Raw genomic sequence first — 23,300 nt, 5'->3', positions numbered from 1 at the left:
TCGCACGTGAAGCAGACCAATGTTCAAACATGCACAGTTGCAATCGGTCAAAGCCTGGATGAGTGACCCCGCCCATGGGGCGTTGTCGCTGCACGTGCGGATTCAAAGGGCGATTCGCCAATTGATCCTTGAAGGCGCATTGCCGGTCGGCAAGTCGCTGCCGGCTTCACGCCCGCTGGCGCTTTCCCTGGGCGTCTCGCGGGATACCGTCGAGGCGGCATACAGCCAGTTGCATGCAGAGGGCTTCATCGAGCGTCGGGTGGGCAGCGGAAGCTTCGTGTCGCAACGCGCGCGGCACCTGCCGCGGCGCAAGCGCCAACGCGAGGTGCTCTGCGATGAGCCAGCTAAACTGAGCCGCAGGGCGATGGCCGTGCTGCAGAGCGGGGGCGTGAACAACTTCCAGGGGCCGCGCCCGTTCGCACCGGGGGTTGCCGAGACCCGGCAGTTTCCCCTGGCAACCTGGGAGAAGCTGGAGCGCCAGGTTTACAAGGAATATGGCACCCAGGCGCTGGAGCACAGTGCGCCACAGGGCATGCCTGCGCTGCGCAGCGCGATCGCTGACTACCTCAACCTCGAACGGGGGGCGCAGGCGACTGCCGATCGGGTGCTGATCCTCACCAGCTCGCAGCAGGCACTTGGCCTGTGCGCCCAAGTGCTCATGGATGCCGGCGATCAGGTGCTGGTCGAAGACCCGCTCTACCAAGGCACCCGCAAAGCCATCGCCGCCGCAGGCCTCGCAGGCGTGCCCGTGCCGGTGGATGAAAACGGCATGCGTGTGGAGGACATGGCGCGGCTGGCCGTCAATGCCAGGGCGGTTTTTCTTACGCCCTCCCACCAATACCCCACCGGCGCGACCTTGTCGCTGGACAGGCGCCTGCAGGCGATCGAATGGGCCCGGCAGCAGCGTGCCTGGATCATCGAAGACGACTACGACAGCGAGTTCCACTACGAAGGCCGGCCGACTGCCTGCGTGCAGGGCCTGGACGCGCATGACCGCACGCTCTACATCGGTACCTTCACCAAGTCGCTGTTTGCCGGCCTGCGTATCGGCTACCTGCTGTTGCCACCCTCGCTCGTCGCGCCGATGACCAGCGCACGCACGCTGCAGGACGGGCATAACGCGTCCATTGCGCAACTGACCTTGGCAAGGTTCATGGAGGGCGGGCATTACACGGCTCATGTGCGGGCCATGCGGGCGCTGTATGCCGAGAGACGGGACGTGCTGGCTGAGCTCGTGCACAAGCATCTGGGGGCGTTTCTGGCGCCGTGCATCCCGGCCGGCGGGCTGCAGATGCCCTGCCATTTCGTGCAGGGTTTGCCTGAAGAGGCGGTGGTCGAGGCGGCGCGCGCGGTAGGGATTGATCTGCTGGGGCTCGGCAGTTTGTATGCGATGCCGCGCAATGATACCGGCCTGTTGATGGGGTTCGCGGCGCAGACGCCAGCCGAGATGCGGGTAGCGGTAGAGGCGCTGGCGAAGGTGTTTGCGCGGGTGAAATAGGGGCTGGCTGCTGCCGCCTTCGGATGCCGTTTTGGGCTCACGGTGTATGCCTATCGCGATCCCCGTCGAGAACCCGCACCAAACCCCAAGTCATAGTACCTCCACAAAACCATCGCACCACAAAGCGTTGACATCCCCCTCCCCACTTGCTAAAAATCGCTCAAGTTGTACGACAACGCATAACAAAAACAACAATCAGTGGAAGATCCCATGTCGACACACCTCGCGCACTACCCTCGCCGCTCGCCTGTCCCGTTTTCACCCCCTAGGCCCTGACCGGTCCGTTACCTACCCGCCCTCGCCGCAGGCCGCTTGCGCGTGCCCGGTGGACGGGCTGCCACACCCTTTTGTGGAGCACAACAATAATGAAAATCTGCCAAACCCTACCCTTTGCCCTGCTGGGCGCCGGCATGCTCGGGAGCCTGCCGGGCACCAGCGTGGCGGCGGGCTTCATCGAAGACTCCAAGGCCACGCTCGGCCTGCGCAACTTCTACATCAACCGCAACTTCACCAACCCCAGCAACCCGCAAAGCAAGGCCGAGGAATGGACGCAGAGCTTCATCCTCGATGCCCGCTCGGGGTTCACCGAGGGGCCGGTGGGGTTCGGTGTGGATGTGCTGGGGCTGTGGTCGGTCAAGCTCGATGGCGGTGGCGGCACCTACGGCACCGCGCTGCTGCCGCGCCACGACGATGGGCGGCCGGCCGATGATTACGGGCGGCTGGCGGTGGCAGGCAAGGCACGGATCTCGAAGACCGAGCTGAAGATCGGAGAATGGATGCCGGTGCTGCCGATTCTGCGTTCCGACGACGGCCGTTCGCTGCCGCAGACGTTCCGCGGGGGGCAGGTCACCTCCAACGAGATCGCCGGGCTGACGCTGTATGGCGGGCAGTTCCGTGGCAACAGCCCGCGCAACGACGCGAGCATGGAGGACATGAGCTACGGCGGTGGGCTGTCGGACCGCTTCAACTTCGTCGGCGGCGAATACAAGTTCAACCAGGACCGCACGCTGGTCGGGCTGTGGAATGCAGTGCTCAAGGACGTCTACCAGCAGCAGTACCTTCAATTGAGCCACAGCCAGCCAGTGGGTGACTGGACCCTGGGTGCCAACCTGGGCTACTTCCATGGCGATGAAGACGGCTCCGAACGTGCCGGGCAGCTGGACAACAAGACCTATTCGGGGATGTTCTCGGCCAAGTATGGCGGCAACACCTTCTGGGTCGGCCTGCAGAAGGTCGATGGCGATACCTGGATGCGGGTCAACGGCACCAGCGGCGGGACGCTGGCCAACGACAGCTACAACTCAAGCTTCGATAACGCCAATGAGCGGTCGTGGCAGGTGCGGCACGACTTCAACTTCGTCACCGTCGGGGTGCCTGGGCTGACATTGATGAACCGCTACATCAGCGGGCAGGATGTGCACACAGGGGCGGTTACCGATGGCAAGGAATGGGTGCGCGAGACGGAGCTGGCCTATGTGATCCAGAGCGGGGCGTTCAAGGACTTGAGTGTGAAGTGGCGTAACTCGAGCATTCGCCGTGATTACAGCAACAACGAGTTCGATGAGAACCGGTTGATCTTCAACTACCCCCTGTCGCTGTTGTAACCCAGGCTTCCCTGTAGCAACGGCCTTGTGTAGGAGCGGCCTTGCGTCGCGAAAGGGCCGCAAAGCGGGCCCAGCAATGGCGGGGCCGGTAGAGTTTAGGGGCCGCTGCGCAGCCCTTTCGCGACGCAAGGCCGCTCCTACAGTTGACCACCTAACCAGGCGAAGCCGCACACGCCTCATTGACAACAGCCAACGCCACTGCCAATAATCAACGCAGTCATACGACAACCTACAACAACTAACAATGAGCCGGCCATGACCACTACCCCCCTCAATCGCCTGCTGCTCACCGGAGCCGCAGGCGGCCTGGGCAAGGTCCTTCGCGAACGCCTGCAAGGCTACGCCGAGGTCCTGCGCCTTTCCGATATCAGCCCGATGGCGCCCGCCGCGGGCCCGCATGAAGAAGTCGTGACCTGCGACCTCGCCGACAAAGCCGCTGTGCATGCACTGGTCGAAGGCGTAGACGCCATCATCCACTTCGGCGGCGTGTCCACCGAGCATTCCTTCGAAGACATCCTCGGCCCCAACATCTGCGGCGTGTTCCACGTCTACGAGGCGGCGCGCAAGCATGGGGTCAAGCGCATCATCTTCGCCAGCTCCAACCACACCATCGGCTTCTACCGCCAGGACGAGCGCATCGACGCCCACGCCCCGCGCCGCCCCGACAGCTACTACGGGCTGTCCAAGTGCTATGGCGAGGATGTCGCCAGCTTCTACTTCGACCGCTATGGCATCGAGACCGTGAGCATTCGCATCGGCTCGTCGTTCCCGCAACCGCAGAACCCGCGCATGTTGTGCACCTGGCTCAGCTACGACGACCTGATGCAACTGATCGAGCGCGGGCTGTTCACGCCCGACGTCGGCCACACCGTCGTCTATGGCGCCTCCGACAACCGCACCGTGTGGTGGGACAACCGCCATGCCGCGCACCTGGGCTATGAGCCCAAAGACACCTCCGAGGTGTTCCGCGAAGCGGTCGAAGCGCAACCGGCGCCTGCCGCCGATGACCCGAGCATGGTCTATCAGGGCGGCGCCTTCGCCGTGGCCGGACCGTTCAACTGACCCCAGCGCGCCAGGAGGCACGGCCATGAATTGCGAACTGATCGTCGACGCCCGCAACGGTACCGGCGAGAGCCCTGTGTGGCACCCCACCGAACAAGCCCTGTACTGGGTCGATATCCCCGCCCGCCAGCTGCATCGCTGGCAGCCTGACGGTGCCCACCACACCTGGCAAGGTGACGAAATGCTGGCCTGCATCGCACGCACCGAACAGGGCTGGATTGCAGGGATGGAGAGCGGCATCTTCGCCCTCGAAACCCAGGCCGATGGCAGCCTCGACAGCCGTTTGCTCAATAGCGTCGAACATGCCCTGGGCGGCATGCGCTTCAACGATGGCCGCTGCGACCGCCAAGGCCGCTTCTGGGCTGGCACCATGCTGATGGACATGCCGCAAGGCGCTCCGGTCGGGGCGCTGTACCGGCATGACGGCGAAGGGCAGTTGCACCTGCAGCAAGACGGCATGATCGTGCCCAATGGCCTGGCCTTCAGCCCCGACGGCACGCGCATGTACCTCTCGGACTCGCACCCCAACGTGCAGAAGATCTGGGTCTTCGACTACGACATCGACAGCGGCACGCCCCACAACAAACGCCTGTTTGTCGACATGCAGGCCTTCCCTGGCCGCCCCGACGGCGCCGCCATCGACCAGGATGGCTGCTACTGGATCTGCGGCAACGACGCCGGCCAGATCCACCGCTTCACCCCCGATGGCCGCCTCGACCGCTCACTGAACGTACCGGTGAAGAAACCCGCGATGTGCGCCTTTGGCGGCGCCAACCTGGACACCCTGTTCGTCACCTCGATCCGCCCTGCGGGCATCGACCTCTCCGACCAGCCGCTGGCCGGTGGGGTATTTGCCTTCGAACTCGGCGTCAAAGGCCTGGAGGAGCCCGCCTACCGAGGCTGAGCAACCGCACTGCCAACAACGCTCGCACAAACGAAACCGGATAATAAAAACCACGGAGTTTCAACATGACCTTCAAACGCAAGCTGCTCCTTGCCGTACTCCCCTTCGCCTTCAGCCTGTCGATGCCGGCCTCCGCGCTGGACATCAAGTTCGCCGAAATCCACCCGGCCGGCTATCCGACCGTGGTCGCCGAACAGAACATGGGCAAGAAGCTCGAAGCCGCCAGCAATGGCGAAATCACCTTCAAGATGTTCGCCGGTGGGGTACTCGGCTCCGAGAAGGAAGTGATCGAGCAGGCGCAGATCGGTGCCGTGCAGATGACTCGGGTCAGCCTGGGTATCGTCGGCCCGGTGGTGCCGGATGTGAATGTGTTCAACATGCCCTTCGTGTTCCGCGACCATGAGCACATGCGCAAGATCATCGACGGCGACATCGGCCAGGAGATCCTCGACAAGATCACCAACTCCGAATTCAACCTGGTGGCCCTGGCCTGGATGGATGGCGGCTCGCGCAGCATCTACACGAAAAAACCGGTACGCAGCCTGGAAGACCTCAAGGGCATGAAGATCCGCGTGCAGGGCAACCCGTTGTTCATCGACATGATGAACGCCATGGGCGGCAACGGCATCGCCATGGACACCGGCGAGATCTTCAGCGCCCTGCAGACGGGCGTGATCGACGGCGCCGAAAACAACCCGCCGACCCTGCTCGAACACAACCACTTCCAGAGTGCCAAGTACTACACCCTCACCGGCCACCTGATCCTGCCGGAGCCGGTGGTGATGTCCAAGACCACCTGGAACAAGCTCACCGCCGAGCAGCAAACACTGGTGAAAAAGGTCGCACGTGAGGCGCAGATGGAAGAACGTGCGCTGTGGGACGCCAAGTCCTCCGCTAGCGAAGAGAAGCTCAAGGCTGCAGGCGTCGAGTTCATCACCGTCGACAAGAAACCGTTCTTCGAGGCCACTGCATCGGTGCGCGAGAAGTACGGCGCGCCGTACGCCGACCTGATGAAGCGTATCGACGCCGTCCAGTAATACCGGCCCCTTCCAAGACGACCTCGGCAGTGCGGCGGCCGCCGCCCTGCCGCTTTGGTGATGCCTATGAAATCGCTTTTCCTGAGCGTGAACGACACGCTGTACCGCAGCTGCATCTGGATCGCGGGCCTGTCGATCCTGACCATGACGCTGATCATTCCGTGGGGCATCTTCGCCCGCTACGTGCTGGGCACCGGCTCCAGCTGGCCAGAGCCGGTCTCGATCCTGCTGATGGTGGTGTTCACATTCGTCGGTGCCGCGGCCAGCTACCGCGCCGGGGCGCATATGGCGGTGGGGATGATCACCGACCGTTTGCCACCGCTGCAGCGCCAGCTGGTCGCGCTGCTGGTGCAACTGCTGATGATCGTGGTGTGCGTGTTCATGACCTACTACGGCACCAAGCTGTGCATCACCACCTGGAACCAGTCGCTGGCCTCGCTGCCCGGTGTACGGGTGGGCATGACGTACGCGCCGATCCCCGTCGGTGGCGTGCTGACGTTGATGTTCGTGCTGGAAAAACTCCTGCTGGGCGATCAGAGCAACCGCAAGGCGGTGCGCTTCGACCAGGTAGAAGAAAGCGAAGGAGCGGCATAAATGGATGCGTTCATTCTGTTGGGCAGTTTCATCGCGCTGATCCTGATCGGCATGCCGGTGGCCTATGCGCTGGGTCTATCGGCACTGATCGGCGCCTGGTGGATCGACATCCCGCTGCAGGCGATGATGATCCAGGTCGCCAGTGGGGTTAACAAGTTTTCGCTGCTGGCGATTCCGTTCTTCGTGCTTGCAGGCGCGATCATGGCCGAAGGCGGTATGTCACGCCGGCTGGTGGCGTTCGCCGGGGTGCTGGTGGGCTTCGTGCGCGGCGGGCTGTCGCTGGTCAACATCATGGCCTCGACCTTCTTTGGCGCAATCTCTGGCTCTTCCGTGGCCGACACCGCGTCGGTAGGTTCGGTGCTGATCCCGGAAATGGAGCGCAAGGGCTACCCGCGTGAGTTCTCTACCGCAGTGACCGTCAGTGGCTCGGTGCAGGCGCTGCTGACCCCGCCCAGCCACAACTCGGTGCTGTACTCGCTGGCCGCCGGCGGCACGGTGTCGATCGCCTCGCTGTTCATGGCCGGGGTCATGCCCGGGCTGTTGCTGAGCGCAGTGATGATGGGCCTGTGCCTGATCTTCGCGAGGAAACGCAACTACCCCAAAGGTGAAGTGATCCCGCTGCGCCAGGCCCTGAAAATCGCCGGTGAGGCGCTGTGGGGGTTGATGGCGATGGTCATCATCCTCGGCGGTATTCTGTCGGGCGTGTTCACCGCGACCGAGTCGGCGGCCGTGGCGGTGGTCTGGTCGTTCTTCGTGACCATGTTCATCTACCGCGACTACAAGTGGCGTGACCTGCCCAAGCTGATGCACCGCACGGTACGCACCATCTCGATCGTGATGATCCTGATCGGCTTTGCCGCAAGCTTTGGCTACGTGATGACGCTGATGCAGATCCCCTCGAAGATCACCACGGCGTTCCTGACCCTGTCGGACAACCGCTATGTGATCCTCATGTGCATCAACTTCATGCTGTTGCTGCTGGGCACGGTGATGGACATGGCGCCACTGATTCTGATCCTTACCCCGATCCTGCTGCCGGTGATTACCGGCATCGGCGTGGACCCGGTGCACTTCGGCATGATCATGCTGGTGAACCTGGGCGTCGGGCTGATCACACCACCAGTAGGTGCGGTGCTGTTCGTGGGGTCGGCCATCGGCAAGGTGAGCATCGAGGCCACGGTGAAGGCGCTGCTGCCATTCTACCTGGCGCTGTTCATGGTGTTGATGGCCGTGACCTACATCCCGGCCATATCGCTGTGGCTGCCGAGCGTCGTGCTGTAAATGCCAATGGGGCTGCGCTGCAGCCCCGTTCTCTGCAAATGGATCCTGCACATGGCTGTCCCCTCTTCTGTCGCAACCCTCTTTCCGCGCAAGTTGGCCATTGCCCTGCTGGCGCTGCTGGCGTGCGCGTTCGCCGCCAACCACATCGCCGCGCGCATCGCGTTCGATGACGGCACCGGCGTGCTGCTGGCGATCCTCTGCCGCTCAGGCATTACCTTCCTGGTCCTGGCTGGCCTGCTGCTGTGGCAGCGCCAGGCACTCGGCATGCCGGCGGGCACACGGCGCTGGCAATTGCTGCTCGGCCTGCTGATCGCCACGCAGAGCCTGTGCCTGTATTCGGCGGTGGCGCGCATTCCGGTGGCACTGGCGCTGCTGGTGGGCAATACCTTCCCGATGTTGCTGGCACTGCTTAGCTGGGCGCTGGGCGGTGCACGCCCGACCGGCCGTACCGTGCTGTTCATGGGCCTGATCCTCTGTGGCCTGGTGCTGGCGCTGGATGTGCCGGCACGGCTGGCCGACAGTGGCGATGCCAACCCGCACTGGGCCCTGGGTGTCAGCCTGGCATTCTGCGCTGCATGTGTCTTCGCCTGCGCCTTGTGGATCACCGATCACAAACTGGCAGCCGTGCGCGGCCCGGTACGCAGCCTGCTGACCTTGCTGATCGTGTTCTCCAGCATGCTGGTCGCCGGCGTCAGCGGGGTGATGCCGTCGGGGTTGTCGATGCCCGTCAGCGCCAGCGGCTGGGCGGCCTTGGCCAGCCTGGTGGTGCTGTATGGCGTGGCCTTTACTCTGCTGTTTGTCTGTGTGCCACGGCTGAACATGGCGCAGAACGCGCCGGTGATGAATATCGAGCCGATCGCCACCTTGCTGCTGGGCTGGGCGTTGCTCGATCAACGCCTGAGCACCCTGCAGTTGATCGGCGGGGCCGTGGTGGTGTGCGGCATCGTGCTGCTGACCTACCGCCGGGCGAGCTGACCACACACTTTCGAAGGAGCCACTGATGGCTGTGACCGAACTGCACCTGCAAGACCACCTGACCCGATTGAGCCTCACGCCCGACCTGGGCGCCAGCCTGATCAACTGGCAGGTGAAGGCGACCGGGCAGGCGCTACTGCGCCACTCCGACCCGGCCGCGCTGGCCAGCGGTACGCCGCGGCAGTTGGCCTGCTACCCGTTGGCGCCGTGGTCCAACCGGATTGCCGAAGGGGGCTTCGCACGGCCCGAGGGCTGGCTGGCCTTGCCGCCCAACACCGCCCACGACCCCTACCCGATTCATGGCAGCGCCTGGCAGCAGGCCTGGCATGTGGACCACCACAGCGAGCGCCGCGCCCGGCTGTCGCTCGACAGTACGCTGCCATTTGCCTACCGGGCGACGCTGGATGTGCACCTGCATGAGGGCTGCCTGAACCTTGACTTGCATGTTACCCACCTGGATGAAGCTGCCACCTGGTACGGGCTGGGGCTGCACCCTTACTTCCCCCGCTACCCCGACACCCGGCTACAGGCTGCGGCGCAGCATGTGTGGCTGGCGGAAGAAGGCCGGCTGCCGTCATACCTGGCAGAGGTGCCTGCAGACTGGTGTTTCGAGGCGCCGGGCGCGTTGCCAGCGACGGGTGTCGATCATGCGTTTGGGGGTTGGCCTGGCAGTTGCGTGATCGAACAGCCCAGCGTGGGATATTCCCTGGCCTGCACGGCCAGTGGCTGCGAGCACTTCTTGTTGTTCTGCCCACCGGGCAAGGCGTTCTTCTGCTTTGAACCGGTCAGCCACCCGATCAATGCGCACCACCTGCCAGGGCGACCAGGCTTGCGATTGCTGCAACAGGGTGAAGAAATGAGCCTGGGCTTCAGGATGCAATACCAGGCCTTGTAACCGCTTTGCCTGCAGTGGGGCTGCTGCGCAGCCCCAACATCACACGCCTTACGCCAGAGCCCCAGCCGCGACCGCAGCAGGCCTGTCATCCGACGCCCCCCGCTCCTCCCGCGCGACCTTCCACACCAGCACCGCGGCCACGATATCGAACGCCGCCAGCACCACGAACAGCGGGCTGTAGCCAATCTGCGTCACCAGGATGCCGAACACCAAGGTGAACACTGCCGCGCCCAGGTAGCCGCACATCCCGCCCATGCCCGTGGCGGTCGCCACCTGGTCCTTGCTGAACGAGTCCGAGGTGATCGAGTACAACGCACCTGACAGCGTCTGATGCGCGAAGCCACCAATACACAGCAGCAGGATCGCGGTGTACGGGCTTTCCACCAAGCCGATGCACGCTGGGCCGATCATGCAGCTGGCACCGAATACCAGCACCATCTTGCGCGAGGTGAACAACGACACCTTGAAGTAACGGTGGAACAGCGGGCTCAGGTAACCACCGAGCACGCAACCGATGTCGGCGGCAAGGAACGGCAGCCAGGCGAACATCGCCACTTCTTTGATGTTCATGTGCCGCTCGGTCATCAGGTACAGCGGGATCCAGGCATTGAAGGTCTGCCAGGCCGGTTCCGAGAGAATCCGCGCCGAGGCGATGGCGTAGAAGTTGCGGGTCTTGAAGATACGCTTCCAGGCGCCCTTCTCACGTTTCTCTTCCTTGAAGTGTGCTTCCTGGCCGGCAAGGATGTAGTCGCGCTCGTCACTGCTCAGGCGCTTCTGATCACGCGGGTGCTTGTAGAACAGCATCCACAGCAAAGTCCAGACGATGCCGGACGCCCCGACGATGACGAAGGCCAGCTGCCAGCCACTGTGCAGGATTGCCCACACCACCAGGGGAGGCGCCAGCAATGCACCGAGCGAGGAGCCGATGTTGAACCAGCCGATGGCCACCGAACGCTCCTTGGCCGGGAACCACTCGGTGGTGGCCTTGACGCCGGCGGGCAGGCCCGCCGCCTCGGTCATGCCTAGCAGCCCACGCATGAACGCCATGCTCTGCCAGCCCGTGGCCAAGGCAGCGCCGGCACAGGCCACCGACCAGGCCATGGCGAACACGGCAAAACCCAGCTTGGTGCCGATGAAGTCGATGAACCAGCCAGCGATCGGCTGCATGAGGGCGTAGCACACCTGCCAGGCAGCAACGATCTTGGCGTATTGCTCGGTGGTGATGGAGAGGTCGGTCATCAGGGTGGGGGCAGCCACCGAGAGGGTATTGCGGGCGAGGTAGTTGACGACGAGCCCAGCCGTGACAAGGCTGACCATCCACCAACGGATGCCTTTCATCTTCATGGTTCACCTGAATATTATTTTTAGAGGTGCGGGTGATTGGCTCAAGGCCGGCAGCGGCTAATTGAGACAATTTGTTTCAGGCGAAAGATTGCCATGTCGTAGGTCGTCGTACAACATAAATTATCAATGCATGAGCTGATCAAGCCGCCAGCCACAAATACTTTCGGCAGAGAAAAGGCTAGTTGTACGACCTCAATCCAATCCTTGAGCCCGCAGCTCATGGGCCAGCATGTCGATGAATGCCCTCACCTTGGCCGATCCGTATTTGCTCTCACGGTGCAACACATGAATCGGCCAGGGCGCCTCTTCGTACTCGGCAAGAATCACCTGCAATTGCCCACTCGCCACCTCGTCCGCCACCTGGTAAGACAACAACCGTGCAATCCCCAACCCACCGCTGGCTGCGGCAATCGCCCCGTCATTGCTGGTCACTGTCAGCCGAGGTTTCATGCGCACCAGGGTCGGTTCATCGGTGACGCCGAAGCGCCAACCCGCCCGGGGCGAAAGGTTGGTGGTGCCGATTACCGCATGGCCCGGCAAATCCGAGGGGTGCTGCGGTACGCCATGGCGCGCCAGGTAGTCGGGCGAGGCGCAGAGCATGCGCCGCACCCTGCCCACCCGCAGTGCCTTCAGCCCCGAGTCTGGTAGCGGGCCGATGCGCACGGCCACGTCCATGCCCTCCTCGACCATGTTGACGATGCGGTCGAGAAAGTAGGCAGACACATCCACTTCGGGGTACTGCTGCAGGTACCGTACGATGCACGGCATGACGAACTTCTTGCCGAACAGGATCGGCGCAGTGACGGCCAGATCGCCCTTGGGCGTGGCGTTGATGCCAGCGGCCGCCTCGTTGGCTTCGAGGATGCTGGCAAGGATGTGGCGGGTGTCTTCCAGGTAGCGACCGCCCGCCTCGGTCAGGCGCACGCTGCGTGTGGTGCGCAGCAGCAGCTTGACCCCCAGTTGCTCTTCCAGTGCACTGACGGCACGCGTCACCGCCGCAGGCGAGATGTCCAGCCGGCGGGCGGCGGCGGCGAAGCTTTCCAGCTCGCCGACCGCGACGAATACCTTCATCAGGTGGATGTGGTCCATGCCGGCTCCTGGGCCTAGGGGTGGGGGGATTATCGGTTATCAGCAGGTTTTGTGCTGCTGCAAGAGCCCTTGCAGACCGCATCAAAGTTCCAGCACCAGGGCCTGCCCGCCCTCCCCCACGTTGGCCGGCACTGCACAGCAGATCAGCACCGTGCCCTCATCAGGCATTTCTGCTGGCGGGTTCGGGTAATGCACCTGGCCACTCACTACCCGGGTCTTGCAGGTGCCGCATGAACCGCCCCGGCAACTGAAGTCCGGCGACAGCCCGCGCGCCTCGGCAAGCTCCAGCAAGGTCCCGCTGCCCGGTGCCCAGCGCGCCTCCTTGGCCGAGCTGGCAAAGTACACCGGCACGGGTTCGCTCGCAGCCGGCGGCTGTTGCAGCACAGGCTGGTCGTCATCGGTGTGCCGCCTGAGCGTCGAGGGCCCGAAGGCTTCGGCATGGATGCGGGCGTCGGGCACGTTCACGGTGCGCAGCCCTTCGTACAGGTCCTGGGTAAAACGGGCGGGGCCGCACAGGTAGAAGTCATAGTCATCCAGCGTCAGCGTGGCCTTCACCTGCTCGATGCCCAACCGGCCAGCATGCTCGTAGTCGCGGCCCAGCACGGCACCTGCTTCAGGCTGGCTGAGGCAGCGGTGCAGACTCAATAGCGCGCCCGCCTGCCGCTGCAGGCTGGCCAGCTCTTGCTGGAACGGTAAATCCGCCAGGCTGCGCGCACCGTGAAACAGGTGAATACGCCGTGCCTGGTGCTTGGCCACTTGCTCGCGCAACATGGCGATGAGTGGGGTGATGCCCACCCCCGCGCCGATCAGTACGATCGGCCGTTCGCTTTGCTCATCCAGGGTAAAACTGCCCATGGGCAGACGCACGTCGAGCAGGTCACCCACAGCGATGCGTTCATGCAGATAGCGCGAGGCCGGGCCCTGGGCCTTGACGCTGATGCGCAGGTAGCCGTCCGACGGCGCGCTGGAGACGCTGTAAGTACGCACCAGCGGGGCGTCACTGCCCAGCGCGATACGCACAGGGATATGCTGCCCCGGCGCAAACTGCACGGGTGCATCTGCCGCCAGGTAGAAGGAGCGTATATCCCGGCTCTCCTGCTCCAAGCGCACCACGCGCCACGCCAACCACTGGCGCTGGCGCTCGCGCTGCTGCAGGCGCGTGTCGGCCTCTGCCCAGGTACCGGTCATCAGGCTGGTCGGCGCGTATTCCTGGAACGCCCAGCGCAACGACACCGCTTTCGGGCGCCACACCACCCGCTCGACCTCCAGGGTCCACAGCCGCTCAGCCCCCTCGAAGGCGGTGATGGCAGGGCTGTCCAGTATCACCTCGGCACGCCCGGACAACTGCAGTACATTGCCCGTGGCAAAGTCGATGAACAGCAAGCCAGCCAAGGGGTTGACCAGCAAGTTGCCCAGCGTGTTGAAGTGCAGGTTGCCGGCGTAGTCGGGAATGCTCAGGCGGTTGCCTTCGACCTTGACGAACCCTGGCCGGCCGCCGCGGTGGGACACGTCCACCGAACGCTGGCCGTCTTCGTGGTCGACGTAGCTTGCGACGAAAAAGGTATCGGCCATCTCGATCATGGCAACGGCGCGGGCATCGAGTGCTGTCGCATCGAAGCGACCTTGTGCGGGCTCATCGATACGGGTGTAGTCGCGCCGTTGAATGTACTGCGGGCAGTTGCCGAACGACTGCTCCACACTCACTTGCAGCTGGCCGTTGGTTGCCTGGCTGATCATGCCGTTGATGCGGTTGCGCCGGCGGGTATGCAGTTCGATGCCCAGCAGCCCGATCGCCTGCCCGCCCGCCAAGCCTTGGGTGGCAGGGTCATCTGCGTTGAGGTCCGCATCGATCATCAGCTGCCGCGGGTGGGGCGAGCTGACGAAGCCTTCCGGGCCTTCGAGCAGGGTCGCCCACGGTTTGCCGTAGGCATCCACGCTGCCCGCCACCATGAACGGCAGTTGCTGATAGAACGCGCGATGCTGATCGGGCATGTGGTCGCGGATTACCTTCTGCCCGAACACCTCCATGCGCTCCGACACACCGACCTTTTCCTGCAGGGTTTTCTCACCGCTGTGCCAAGGTGACGAGCGATGGCCTGGGAGCTGATGCATGGTGGCATTCCTCGGAAGGGTTGGGCTTAAACGGTGGCTTGCAGGCCCGCCGCAGTGCGTGGCATCGGCACGAAACCTGGCAACGCCTCGACCCGCGCCAGCCAGCTGCGCACGTTGGCGTATGGCTCCAGCGAGACATTGCCTTCCGGTGCGTGGGCGATGTAGGAGTAGTTGGCGACGTCGGCGATGGTGGGCGTGCTGCCAGCCAGGAAGGGGGACTTGGCCAGTTCGGCGTCAATCACCTTGAGCAGGGTATGGGCACGACCGATGACTTCATCGGTGTTGAACGAAGCACCGAACACCGTGACCAGGCGAGCGGCGGCCGGGCCGAACGCCAAGGGCCCTGCTGCAACCGATAACCAGCGTTGCACACGGGCTGCGGCTGCGGGGTCCTCGGGCAACCAGGTGCCGTTGTCGTACTGCTTGGCCAGGTACACGAGGATGGCATTCGAGTCGGCGACGACCGTGCCGTTGTCATCGATGACGGGGACTTGGCCGAACGGGTTGAGGGCAAGGAACTCGGGCTGCTTGTGTGCACCCTTGGCCAGGTCGACGAAGACCAGCTCGGTGGGCAGGTTCAGCAGCGAGAGCATCAGCTCAATGCGGTGGGCGTGGCCGGACTTGGGGAAGTTGTAGAGTTTGATTGGGTTCGACATGGGCTTGGCTCCTGGACAGCACCGGAATGGGCTGATACAGGCCATGTTGAACTGATTCGACAGGCAGCAGAATTAGCGCGGGAGGGAAACGATAATTTCGCACAGCGAAACAATAAGGGTAGAAGCGACATCAGGCCGCTTCTACAGGGGATGCGGTCGCTTCAATGACGCTGACGATGGAAGCGGTACAACGCGCGTGCCGCGTCGATTACATGGGGGACACAGGCTTGAATGTCGTCCTCGCTCATTTGGTCGAGCAACTCGAAATTGTCTTCGAGGCCGTGCAGCGAGATCGCTTTGAGCAGGGGATCCTGCTCCGCAGGCAACTCGCTCCAGGCAGCGACCTGAGTGCCGCGCATGTAACCGAAGCACCACTCCTCCATGATGATCACCCCGTCTTCACCTTCTTCGAATACCGGCTCGAAGTGATCGACGTTGTCAGCGAGCTCTTCCGCCACCTGGCTGGCATAACGCAACATCAGCGCCGTGTAGGCCTCTTCATGCGCAGGCTTCTTGAAGTTTGGCACCTTGCCACCTGCAACGGCAGGTAACCATTGCTCGGGGTGGACAGTGACCGGCGAGCTGGCAAGGGCGGTGAAAAAGCCATTGAGCTCGGCCAGGTTGATCACCGAATAATCGTTGCCGTAAGTGATCAGCAGGTCTTCAAGGCGGTGGAGTTCTTTTTCGCTGAGCGCGCGGAGCATGTGGGGATCCTAGGGTGAAGATTTGGCCTGCACCCTAGCACATGAGGAAATGGATCGAAGTATTTGTTGCCTGCCGCAAAGCATTCGCGGGCAAGCCCGCGCTCACATGGAATACACCGCCCTTGGGCAAGTTGTAATCCTGTGAGCGTGAGCTTGCCCGCGAACAGGCGGTCAAGCTTTATACCGCCAGCGCGCGCTCACGCAGCTCGCTGTTGAGGATGCGGTCGTTCTCGCTGTAGTCGACCGGGCAGTCGATCACGTGCACACCTGGGGTCTTGATGCAGTGCTCGAGCAGCGGCAGCAAGCCTTCGGCGCTATCCACGCGGTGGCCATTGGCACCGTAGGCTTCGGCGTATTTCACGAAGTCCGGGTTGCCGTAGTCCAGGCCGAAATCGGTGAAACCCATGTTCGCCTGCTTCCAGCGGATCATGCCGTAGCCGTCGTCACGCAGAATCACCACGGTAACGTGCATGCCCAGACGGACTGCAGTTTCCAGCTCCTGGCTGTTCATCATGAAGCCGCCGTCGCCACACACCGAGATCACTGGGCGGTCCGGGTACACGAGGTGCGCCGCCATGGCCGACGGCAGGCCAGCGCCCATGGTCGCCAGGGCGTTGTCGAGCAGCACGGTGTTGGGCTTGTGCGCCTTGTAGTTGCGGGCGAACCAGATCTTGTAGATGCCGTTGTCCAAGGCCACGATGCCTTCGGAAGGCAGCACGCGACGGATGTCGGCCACCAGACGCTGCGGGTAGATCGGGAAGCGGTCGTCGTCGCCGCCTTCGGCGATTTGGGCTTCGTTGGCTTCACGGATGGCCATCAGGCGGGTGAAGTCCCAGTGCGAGGTGTCGCCCAGGCCTTCGGCGATCTGCCAGACGGCGTTGGCGATGTCGCCGATCACTTCGACCTGTGGGAAGTACACGGCATCGACTTCGGCGGAGCGGAAGCTGATGTGAATGACTTCAGTGCCGCCACGGACCATGAAGAACGGCGGCTTTTCGATCACATCGTGGCCGATGTTGATGATCAGGTCGGCGGCTTCGATCGCACGGTGCACGAAGTCACCGGACGACAGCGCAGCGTTACCCAGGAAGCGCGGGCTGCGCTCGTCGACCACGCCCTTGCCCAACTGAGTGGTGACGAACGGGATACCGGTCTTGTCGATCAATTGCTTGAGGACCTTGGCGGTCATCTTGCGGTTGGCACCGGCGCCGATCACCAGGATCGGGCTGCGCGCGGTGCGCAGTTTCTCGATGGCGGCTTCGATGGCCACATGTTCGGCCAGCGGACGACGGTGCAGGCTGCGGGGGATCGGCATGGCATCGGTCTGCTCGGCAGCGATGTCTTCCGGCAGCTCCAGGTGCACGGCACCGGGCTTTTCTTCTTCCGCGAGGCGGAACGCTTCACGCATGCGCGAAGGGATGTTGTCGGCCGAAGCGAACTGGTGGGTGTACTTGGTGATGGGGTCCATCATGCCGCACACGTCGATGATCTGGAAGCGGCCCTGTTTGGACTTCTTGATCGGCTTCTGGCCGGTAATCATCATCATCGGCATGCCGCCGAGGTAGGCGTAGGCACTGGCGGTGACCAGGTTGGTCGCGCCGGGGCCGAGGGTCGACAGGCTGACGCCGGTCTTGCCGGTCAGGCGGCCATAGGTAGCGGCCATGAAGCCCGCGGATTGCTCGTGACGGGTCAGTACCAGCTTGATCTTCGACTTGCGCAGGGATTCCAGCAGGTCGAGGTTCTCCTCACCGGGAATGCCGAACACATACTCGACACCTTCGTTTTCCAGGCATTGCACAACGACATCGGCGGCCTTGGCCATCTTGCTCTCTACCTCAAGTGATAGGACGGTGAAAGTCCATAAATGCGCAGCACGGCACGCTGGCATCGCTCTATCCGGGCGCGAGGTTGCCCCGAACCTAAGTCTTGACGCAGGCTAGGCAGGGCAAAGTCACGTGTACGAACAGGATTAATTGTCGCACCCTTGAGCGCAGTTGAAGAGGTACAGGACGGACAAAACATCTTTGCCTGGAGACAGGGCTATAGCTATAAAAACGCCAGAAAGACAAAACCCCTACCTGCTTGCGCAGATAGGGGTTTTGCGAAATGAATCTTGACGATGACCTACTCTCACATGGGGAGACCCCACACTACCATCGGCGATGCATCGTTTCACTACTGAGTTCGGGATGGGATCAGGTGGTTCCAATGCTCTATGGTCGTCAAGAAATTCTGTTGCCAGAACGTCCAGATGGACAGCCTAGCGAATTCGGATATGTGATTTGTGATGTGCATTCGAACTTTCGGTTCGTGTGTCTTCACCACCGCAATCTGCATGAGCAAATTGCTTGGGTGTTATATGGTCAAGCCTCACGGGCAATTAGTATTGGTTAGCTCAACGCCTCACAGCGCTTACACACCCAACCTATCAACGTCGTAGTCTTCGACGGCCCTTTAGGGGATTCTAGATCCCAGTGAGATCTCATCTTGAGGCAAGTTTCCCGCTTAGATGCTTTCAGCGGTTATCTCTTCCGAACATAGCTACCCGGCAATGCCACTGGCGTGACAACCGGAACACCAGAGGTTCGTCCACTCCGGTCCTCTCGTACTAGGAGCAGCCCCTCTCAAATCTCAAACGTCCACGGCAGATAGGGACCGAACTGTCTCACGACGTTCTAAACCCAGCTCGCGTACCACTTTAAATGGCGAACAGCCATACCCTTGGGACCGGCTTCAGCCCCAGGATGTGATGAGCCGACATCGAGGTGCCAAACACCGCCGTCGATATGAACTCTTGGGCGGTATCAGCCTGTTATCCCCGGAGTACCTTTTATCCGTTGAGCGATGGCCCTTCCATACAGAACCACCGGATCACTAAGACCTACTTTCGTACCTGCTCGACGTGTTTGTCTCGCAGTCAAGCGCGCTTTTGCCTTTATACTCTACGACCGATTTCCGACCGGTCTGAGCGCACCTTCGTACTCCTCCGTTACTCTTTGGGAGGAGACCGCCCCAGTCAAACTACCCACCATACACTGTCCTCGATCCGGATAACGGACCTGAGTTAGAACCTCAAAGTTGCCAGGGTGGTATTTCAAGGATGGCTCCATGAGAACTGGCGTCCCCACTTCAAAGCCTCCCACCTATCCTACACAAGCAAATTCAAAGTCCAGTGCAAAGCTATAGTAAAGGTTCACGGGGTCTTTCCGTCTAGCCGCGGATACACTGCATCTTCACAGCGATTTCAATTTCACTGAGTCTCGGGTGGAGACAGCGCCGCCATCGTTACGCCATTCGTGCAGGTCGGAACTTACCCGACAAGGAATTTCGCTACCTTAGGACCGTTATAGTTACGGCCGCCGTTTACCGGGGCTTCGATCAAGAGCTTCGCTTGCGCTAACCCCATCAATTAACCTTCCGGCACCGGGCAGGCGTCACACCCTATACGTCCACTTTCGTGTTTGCAGAGTGCTGTGTTTTTAATAAACAGTCGCAGCGGCCTGGTATCTTCGACCGGCATGGGCTTACGGAGCAAGTCCTTAACCCTCGCCGGCGCACCTTCTCCCGAAGTTACGGTGCCATTTTGCCTAGTTCCTTCACCCGAGTTCTCTCAAGCGCCTTGGTATTCTCTACCTAACCACCTGTGTCGGTTTGGGGTACGGTTCCCAGTTATCTGAAGCTTAGGAGCTTTTCTTGGAAGCATGGCATCAACCACTTCGTCGCCTAATGGCAACTCGTCATCAGCTCTCGGCCTTGAAATCCCGGATTTGCCTAAGATTTCAGCCTACCACCTTAAACTTGGACAACCAACGCCAAGCTGGCCTAGCCTTCTCCGTCCCTCCATCGCAATAACTGCAAGTACAGGAATATTAACCTGTTTTCCATCGACTACGCTTTTCAGCCTCGCCTTAGGGACCGACTAACCCTGCGTCGATTAACGTTGCGCAGGAAACCTTGGTCTTTCGGCGTGGGAGTTTTTCACTCCCATTGTCGTTACTCATGTCAGCATTCGCACTTCTGATACCTCCAGCAAGCTTCTCAACTCACCTTCACAGGCTTACAGAACGCTCCTCTACCGCATCATCATAAGATGATACCCGTAGCTTCGGTGCATGGTTTGAGCCCCGTTACATCTTCCGCGCAGGCCGACTCGACTAGTGAGCTATTACGCTTTCTTTAAAGGGTGGCTGCTTCTAAGCCAACCTCCTAGCTGTCTAAGCCTTCCCACATCGTTTCCCACTTAACCATGACTTTGGGACCTTAGCTGACGGTCTGGGTTGTTTCCCTTTTCACGACGGACGTTAGCACCCGCCGTGTGTCTCCCATGCTCGGCACTTGTAGGTATTCGGAGTTTGCATCGGTTTGGTAAGTCGGGATGACCCCCTAGCCGAAACAGTGCTCTACCCCCTACAGTGATACATGAGGCGCTACCTAAATAGCTTTCGAGGAGAACCAGCTATCTCCGAGCTTGATTAGCCTTTCACTCCGATCCACAGGTCATCCGCTAACTTTTCAACGGTAGTCGGTTCGGTCCTCCAGTCAGTGTTACCTAACCTTCAACCTGCCCATGGATAGATCGCCCGGTTTCGGGTCTATACCCAGCGACTAAACGCCCTATTAAGACTCGCTTTCGCTACGCCTCCCCTATTCGGTTAAGCTCGCCACTGAATATAAGTCGCTGACCCATTATACAAAAGGTACGCAGTCACCTAACAAAGTAGGCTCCCACTGCTTGTACGCATACGGTTTCAGGATCTATTTCACTCCCCTCTCCGGGGTTCTTTTCGCCTTTCCCTCACGGTACTAGTTCACTATCGGTCAGTCAGTAGTATTTAGCCTTGGAGGATGGTCCCCCCATATTCAGACAAAGTTTCTCGTGCTCCGTCCTACTCGATTTCATTGATAAGAGATTTTCGTGTACGGGGCTATCACCCACTATGGCCGCACTTTCCAGAGCGTTCCACTAATCTCAAACCAACTTAAGGGCTGGTCCCCGTTCGCTCGCCACTACTAAGGGAATCTCGGTTGATTTCTTTTCCTCAGGGTACTTAGATGTTTCAGTTCCCCTGGTTCGCCTCTTGCACCTATGTATTCAGTACAAGATACTCAGCTTATGCTGAGTGGGTTCCCCCATTCAGAGATCTCTGGATCACAGTCTGTTTGCCGACTCCCCAAAGCTTATCGCAGGCTACCACGTCTTTCATCGCCTCTGACTGCCAAGGCATCCACCGTATGCGCTTCTTCACTTGACCATATAACCCCAAGCAATCTGGTTATACTGTGAAGACGACATTCGCCGAAAATTCGCATGCTGCTCGATTAAGAGCAAATCACAAATTTTACCTTAGCCTGATCCACTACCAGTGAAAGTAGTGTTCAGTCTATTTCTATCACATATCCGAATTTTTAAAGAACGATCTGACAAAAGCCAGAAATCAACATTCATCACCGAATGTTCATTTCTAAGTTCTGAGCAGTGCTGCGAAACCTGAAGAGTGGTGGAGCCAAGCGGGATCGAACCGCTGACCTCCTGCGTGCAAGGCAGGCGCTCTCCCAGCTGAGCTATGGCCCCGTATTTTGTAGGCCGCACCAAGTAATTGGTAGGTCTGGGCAGATTTGAACTGCCGACCTCACCCTTATCAGGGGTGCGCTCTAACCAACTGAGCTACAGACCTATAACAGGGTCGCGTTACAGCATCGTCTTTATACAAAGAATCAAGCAATTCGTGTGGGAGCTCATCAGCAGGCTGATGTCGTCGATTAAGGAGGTGATCCAGCCGCAGGTTCCCCTACGGCTACCTTGTTACGACTTCACCCCAGTCATGAATCACACCGTGGTAACCGTCCTCCCGAAGGTTAGACTAGCTACTTCTGGTGCAACCCACTCCCATGGTGTGACGGGCGGTGTGTACAAGGCCCGGGAACGTATTCACCGCGACATTCTGATTCGCGATTACTAGCGATTCCGACTTCACGCAGTCGAGTTGCAGACTGCGATCCGGACTACGATCGGTTTTGTGAGATTAGCTCCACCTCGCGGCTTGGCAACCCTCTGTACCGACCATTGTAGCACGTGTGTAGCCCAGGCCGTAAGGGCCATGATGACTTGACGTCATCCCCACCTTCCTCCGGTTTGTCACCGGCAGTCTCCTTAGAGTGCCCACCATAACGTGCTGGTAACTAAGGACAAGGGTTGCGCTCGTTACGGGACTTAACCCAACATCTCACGACACGAGCTGACGACAGCCATGCAGCACCTGTGTCAGAGTTCCCGAAGGCACCAATCCATCTCTGGAAAGTTCTCTGCATGTCAAGGCCTGGTAAGGTTCTTCGCGTTGCTTCGAATTAAACCACATGCTCCACCGCTTGTGCGGGCCCCCGTCAATTCATTTGAGTTTTAACCTTGCGGCCGTACTCCCCAGGCGGTCAACTTAATGCGTTAGCTGCGCCACTAAAATCTCAAGGATTCCAACGGCTAGTTGACATCGTTTACGGCGTGGACTACCAGGGTATCTAATCCTGTTTGCTCCCCACGCTTTCGCACCTCAGTGTCAGTACCAGTCCAGGTGGTCGCCTTCGCCACTGGTGTTCCTTCCTATATCTACGCATTTCACCGCTACACAGGAAATTCCACCACCCTCTACCGTACTCTAGCTTGCCAGTTTTGGATGCAGTTCCCAGGTTGAGCCCGGGGCTTTCACATTCAACTTAACAAACCACCTACGCGCGCTTTACGCCCAGTAATTCCGATTAACGCTTGCACCCTCTGTATTACCGCGGCTGCTGGCACAGAGTTAGCCGGTGCTTATTCTGTCGGTAACGTCAAAACAGCAAGGTATTCGCTTACTGCCCTTCCTCCCAACTTAAAGTGCTTTACAATCCGAAGACCTTCTTCACACACGCGGCATGGCTGGATCAGGCTTTCGCCCATTGTCCAATATTCCCCACTGCTGCCTCCCGTAGGAGTCTGGACCGTGTCTCAGTTCCAGTGTGACTGATCATCCTCTCAGACCAGTTACGGATCGTCGCCTTGGTGAGCCATTACCCCACCAACTAGCTAATCCGACCTAGGCTCATCTGATAGCGCAAGGCCCGAAGGTCCCCTGCTTTCTCCCGTAGGACGTATGCGGTATTAGCGTTCCTTTCGAAACGTTGTCCCCCACTATCAGGCAGATTCCTAGGCATTACTCACCCGTCCGCCGCTGAATCGAAGAGCAAGCTCTTCTCATCCGCTCGACTTGCATGTGTTAGGCCTGCCGCCAGCGTTCAATCTGAGCCATGATCAAACTCTTCAGTTCAATACTGCTTGGGTTTTTAAGAAACCCTAAACTTGGCTCAGCAATCTCAAATGACTATGTGATTTCTCGCATGGTCACTTGTGATGCTGATAATCTTTGTGACTATCAGTCCATACTCACAAGCACCCACACGAATTGCTTGATTCAATTTGTTAAAGAGCGGTTGGTTAAGAGCTTTTCGTCTCAACCGAGGGGCGCATTCTACGCTTTCCTCATTTGCTGTCAAGCGTTTATTTTGAAGTTTTTT

At 60.4% G+C, this 23,300-nt stretch carries 15 protein-coding genes, 2 tRNA genes and 3 rRNA genes; 9 read left to right on the top strand and 11 right to left on the bottom strand.

Features of this window, described 5'->3' with window-relative positions; translation table 11 throughout:
- Positions 1-19: 19 nt before the first annotated feature.
- From DJ563_RS00100 to DJ563_RS00060, 9 genes are all read left to right on the top strand, one after another.
- Positions 20-1,498 (top strand): PLP-dependent aminotransferase family protein, encoded by a 1,479-nt coding sequence (locus DJ563_RS00100; protein ID WP_274099999.1) that lies wholly within the window; start codon positions 20-22, stop codon positions 1,496-1,498.
- A gap of 365 nt (positions 1,499-1,863) precedes the next feature.
- A complete protein-coding gene (locus DJ563_RS00095) occupies positions 1,864-3,102 on the top strand; it encodes an OprD family porin (protein WP_227696385.1) in 1,239 nt (412 codons plus the stop codon).
- Between the two features lie 255 nt (positions 3,103-3,357).
- Entirely contained in the window at positions 3,358-4,164 is an 807-nt protein-coding gene (locus tag DJ563_RS00090; RefSeq protein ID WP_274099929.1) for an NAD-dependent epimerase/dehydratase family protein, read from the top strand.
- Between the two features lie 25 nt (positions 4,165-4,189).
- Complete coding sequence (locus DJ563_RS00085; protein WP_274099928.1) at positions 4,190-5,068, top strand: glucurono-1,5-lactonase; 879 nt, start codon at positions 4,190-4,192, stop codon at positions 5,066-5,068.
- A gap of 65 nt (positions 5,069-5,133) precedes the next feature.
- Positions 5,134-6,105, top strand: a complete 972-nt coding sequence (locus DJ563_RS00080) for a TRAP transporter substrate-binding protein (RefSeq protein ID WP_033699894.1) — start codon at positions 5,134-5,136, stop codon at positions 6,103-6,105.
- 66 nt (positions 6,106-6,171) lie between these two features.
- Positions 6,172-6,699 carry a TRAP transporter small permease gene (locus DJ563_RS00075; protein WP_033699895.1) on the top strand — a complete coding sequence of 176 codons (528 nt, stop codon included), beginning with the start codon at positions 6,172-6,174 and terminating at the stop codon, positions 6,697-6,699.
- Positions 6,700-7,980: a TRAP transporter large permease gene (locus DJ563_RS00070; RefSeq protein WP_434518625.1), complete on the top strand. Its 1,281-nt coding sequence runs from the start codon at positions 6,700-6,702 to the stop codon at positions 7,978-7,980.
- Between the two features lie 51 nt (positions 7,981-8,031).
- Positions 8,032-8,955, top strand: coding sequence for an EamA family transporter (locus tag DJ563_RS00065; protein WP_186658251.1), 924 nt, complete (start codon positions 8,032-8,034; stop codon positions 8,953-8,955).
- Between the two features lie 25 nt (positions 8,956-8,980).
- Entirely contained in the window at positions 8,981-9,850 is an 870-nt protein-coding gene (locus DJ563_RS00060) for an aldose 1-epimerase (protein ID WP_434518624.1), read from the top strand.
- Positions 9,851-9,898: 48 nt separating this feature from the next.
- Here the strand turns inward: DJ563_RS00060 and DJ563_RS00055 are convergent, their stop codons facing one another.
- The 11 genes from DJ563_RS00055 to DJ563_RS00005 form a co-directional block, all read right to left on the bottom strand.
- Positions 9,899-11,194, bottom strand: coding sequence for an MFS transporter (locus tag DJ563_RS00055; protein ID WP_434518623.1), 1,296 nt, complete (start codon positions 11,192-11,194; stop codon positions 9,899-9,901).
- 192 nt (positions 11,195-11,386) lie between these two features.
- Positions 11,387-12,283, bottom strand: coding sequence for a LysR family transcriptional regulator (locus tag DJ563_RS00050; protein WP_274099925.1), 897 nt, complete (start codon positions 12,281-12,283; stop codon positions 11,387-11,389).
- An 81-nt stretch (positions 12,284-12,364) separates the two neighbouring features.
- Positions 12,365-14,395 carry a pyridoxamine 5'-phosphate oxidase family protein gene (locus tag DJ563_RS00045; RefSeq protein ID WP_434518622.1) on the bottom strand — a complete coding sequence of 677 codons (2,031 nt, stop codon included), beginning with the start codon at positions 14,393-14,395 and terminating at the stop codon, positions 12,365-12,367.
- A 26-nt stretch (positions 14,396-14,421) separates the two neighbouring features.
- On the bottom strand, positions 14,422-15,051 hold the full coding sequence (locus DJ563_RS00040; RefSeq protein WP_274099923.1) for a glutathione S-transferase family protein: 630 nt from the start codon (positions 15,049-15,051) through the stop codon (positions 14,422-14,424).
- Positions 15,052-15,212: 161 nt separating this feature from the next.
- A complete protein-coding gene (locus tag DJ563_RS00035) occupies positions 15,213-15,755 on the bottom strand; it encodes a UPF0149 family protein (RefSeq protein ID WP_227696387.1) in 543 nt (180 codons plus the stop codon).
- 178 nt (positions 15,756-15,933) lie between these two features.
- A complete protein-coding gene (locus DJ563_RS00030; RefSeq protein ID WP_033699916.1) occupies positions 15,934-17,577 on the bottom strand; it encodes an acetolactate synthase large subunit in 1,644 nt (547 codons plus the stop codon).
- 289 nt (positions 17,578-17,866) lie between these two features.
- Positions 17,867-17,982, bottom strand: a 5S ribosomal RNA gene (gene rrf / locus DJ563_RS00025).
- 132 nt (positions 17,983-18,114) lie between these two features.
- A 23S ribosomal RNA gene (locus DJ563_RS00020) occupies positions 18,115-21,007 on the bottom strand.
- 244 nt (positions 21,008-21,251) lie between these two features.
- Positions 21,252-21,327, bottom strand: a tRNA-Ala gene (locus DJ563_RS00015).
- Positions 21,328-21,353: 26 nt separating this feature from the next.
- A tRNA-Ile gene (locus DJ563_RS00010) sits at positions 21,354-21,430 on the bottom strand.
- Positions 21,431-21,516: 86 nt separating this feature from the next.
- Positions 21,517-23,053, bottom strand: a 16S ribosomal RNA gene (locus DJ563_RS00005).
- The 16S, 23S and 5S rRNA genes sit together here with 2 tRNA genes alongside, the layout of an rRNA operon.
- Positions 23,054-23,300: the final 247 nt, after the last annotated feature.

Origin of the sequence: Pseudomonas sp. NFX1 (genome assembly GCF_051123555.1) — a bacterium.
GTDB classification, from domain to species: domain Bacteria; phylum Pseudomonadota; class Gammaproteobacteria; order Pseudomonadales; family Pseudomonadaceae; genus Aquipseudomonas; species Aquipseudomonas capeferrum.
Note: the sequence above shows the minus strand (reverse complement) of the source record. Positions and strands in the feature narration are given on the sequence as shown.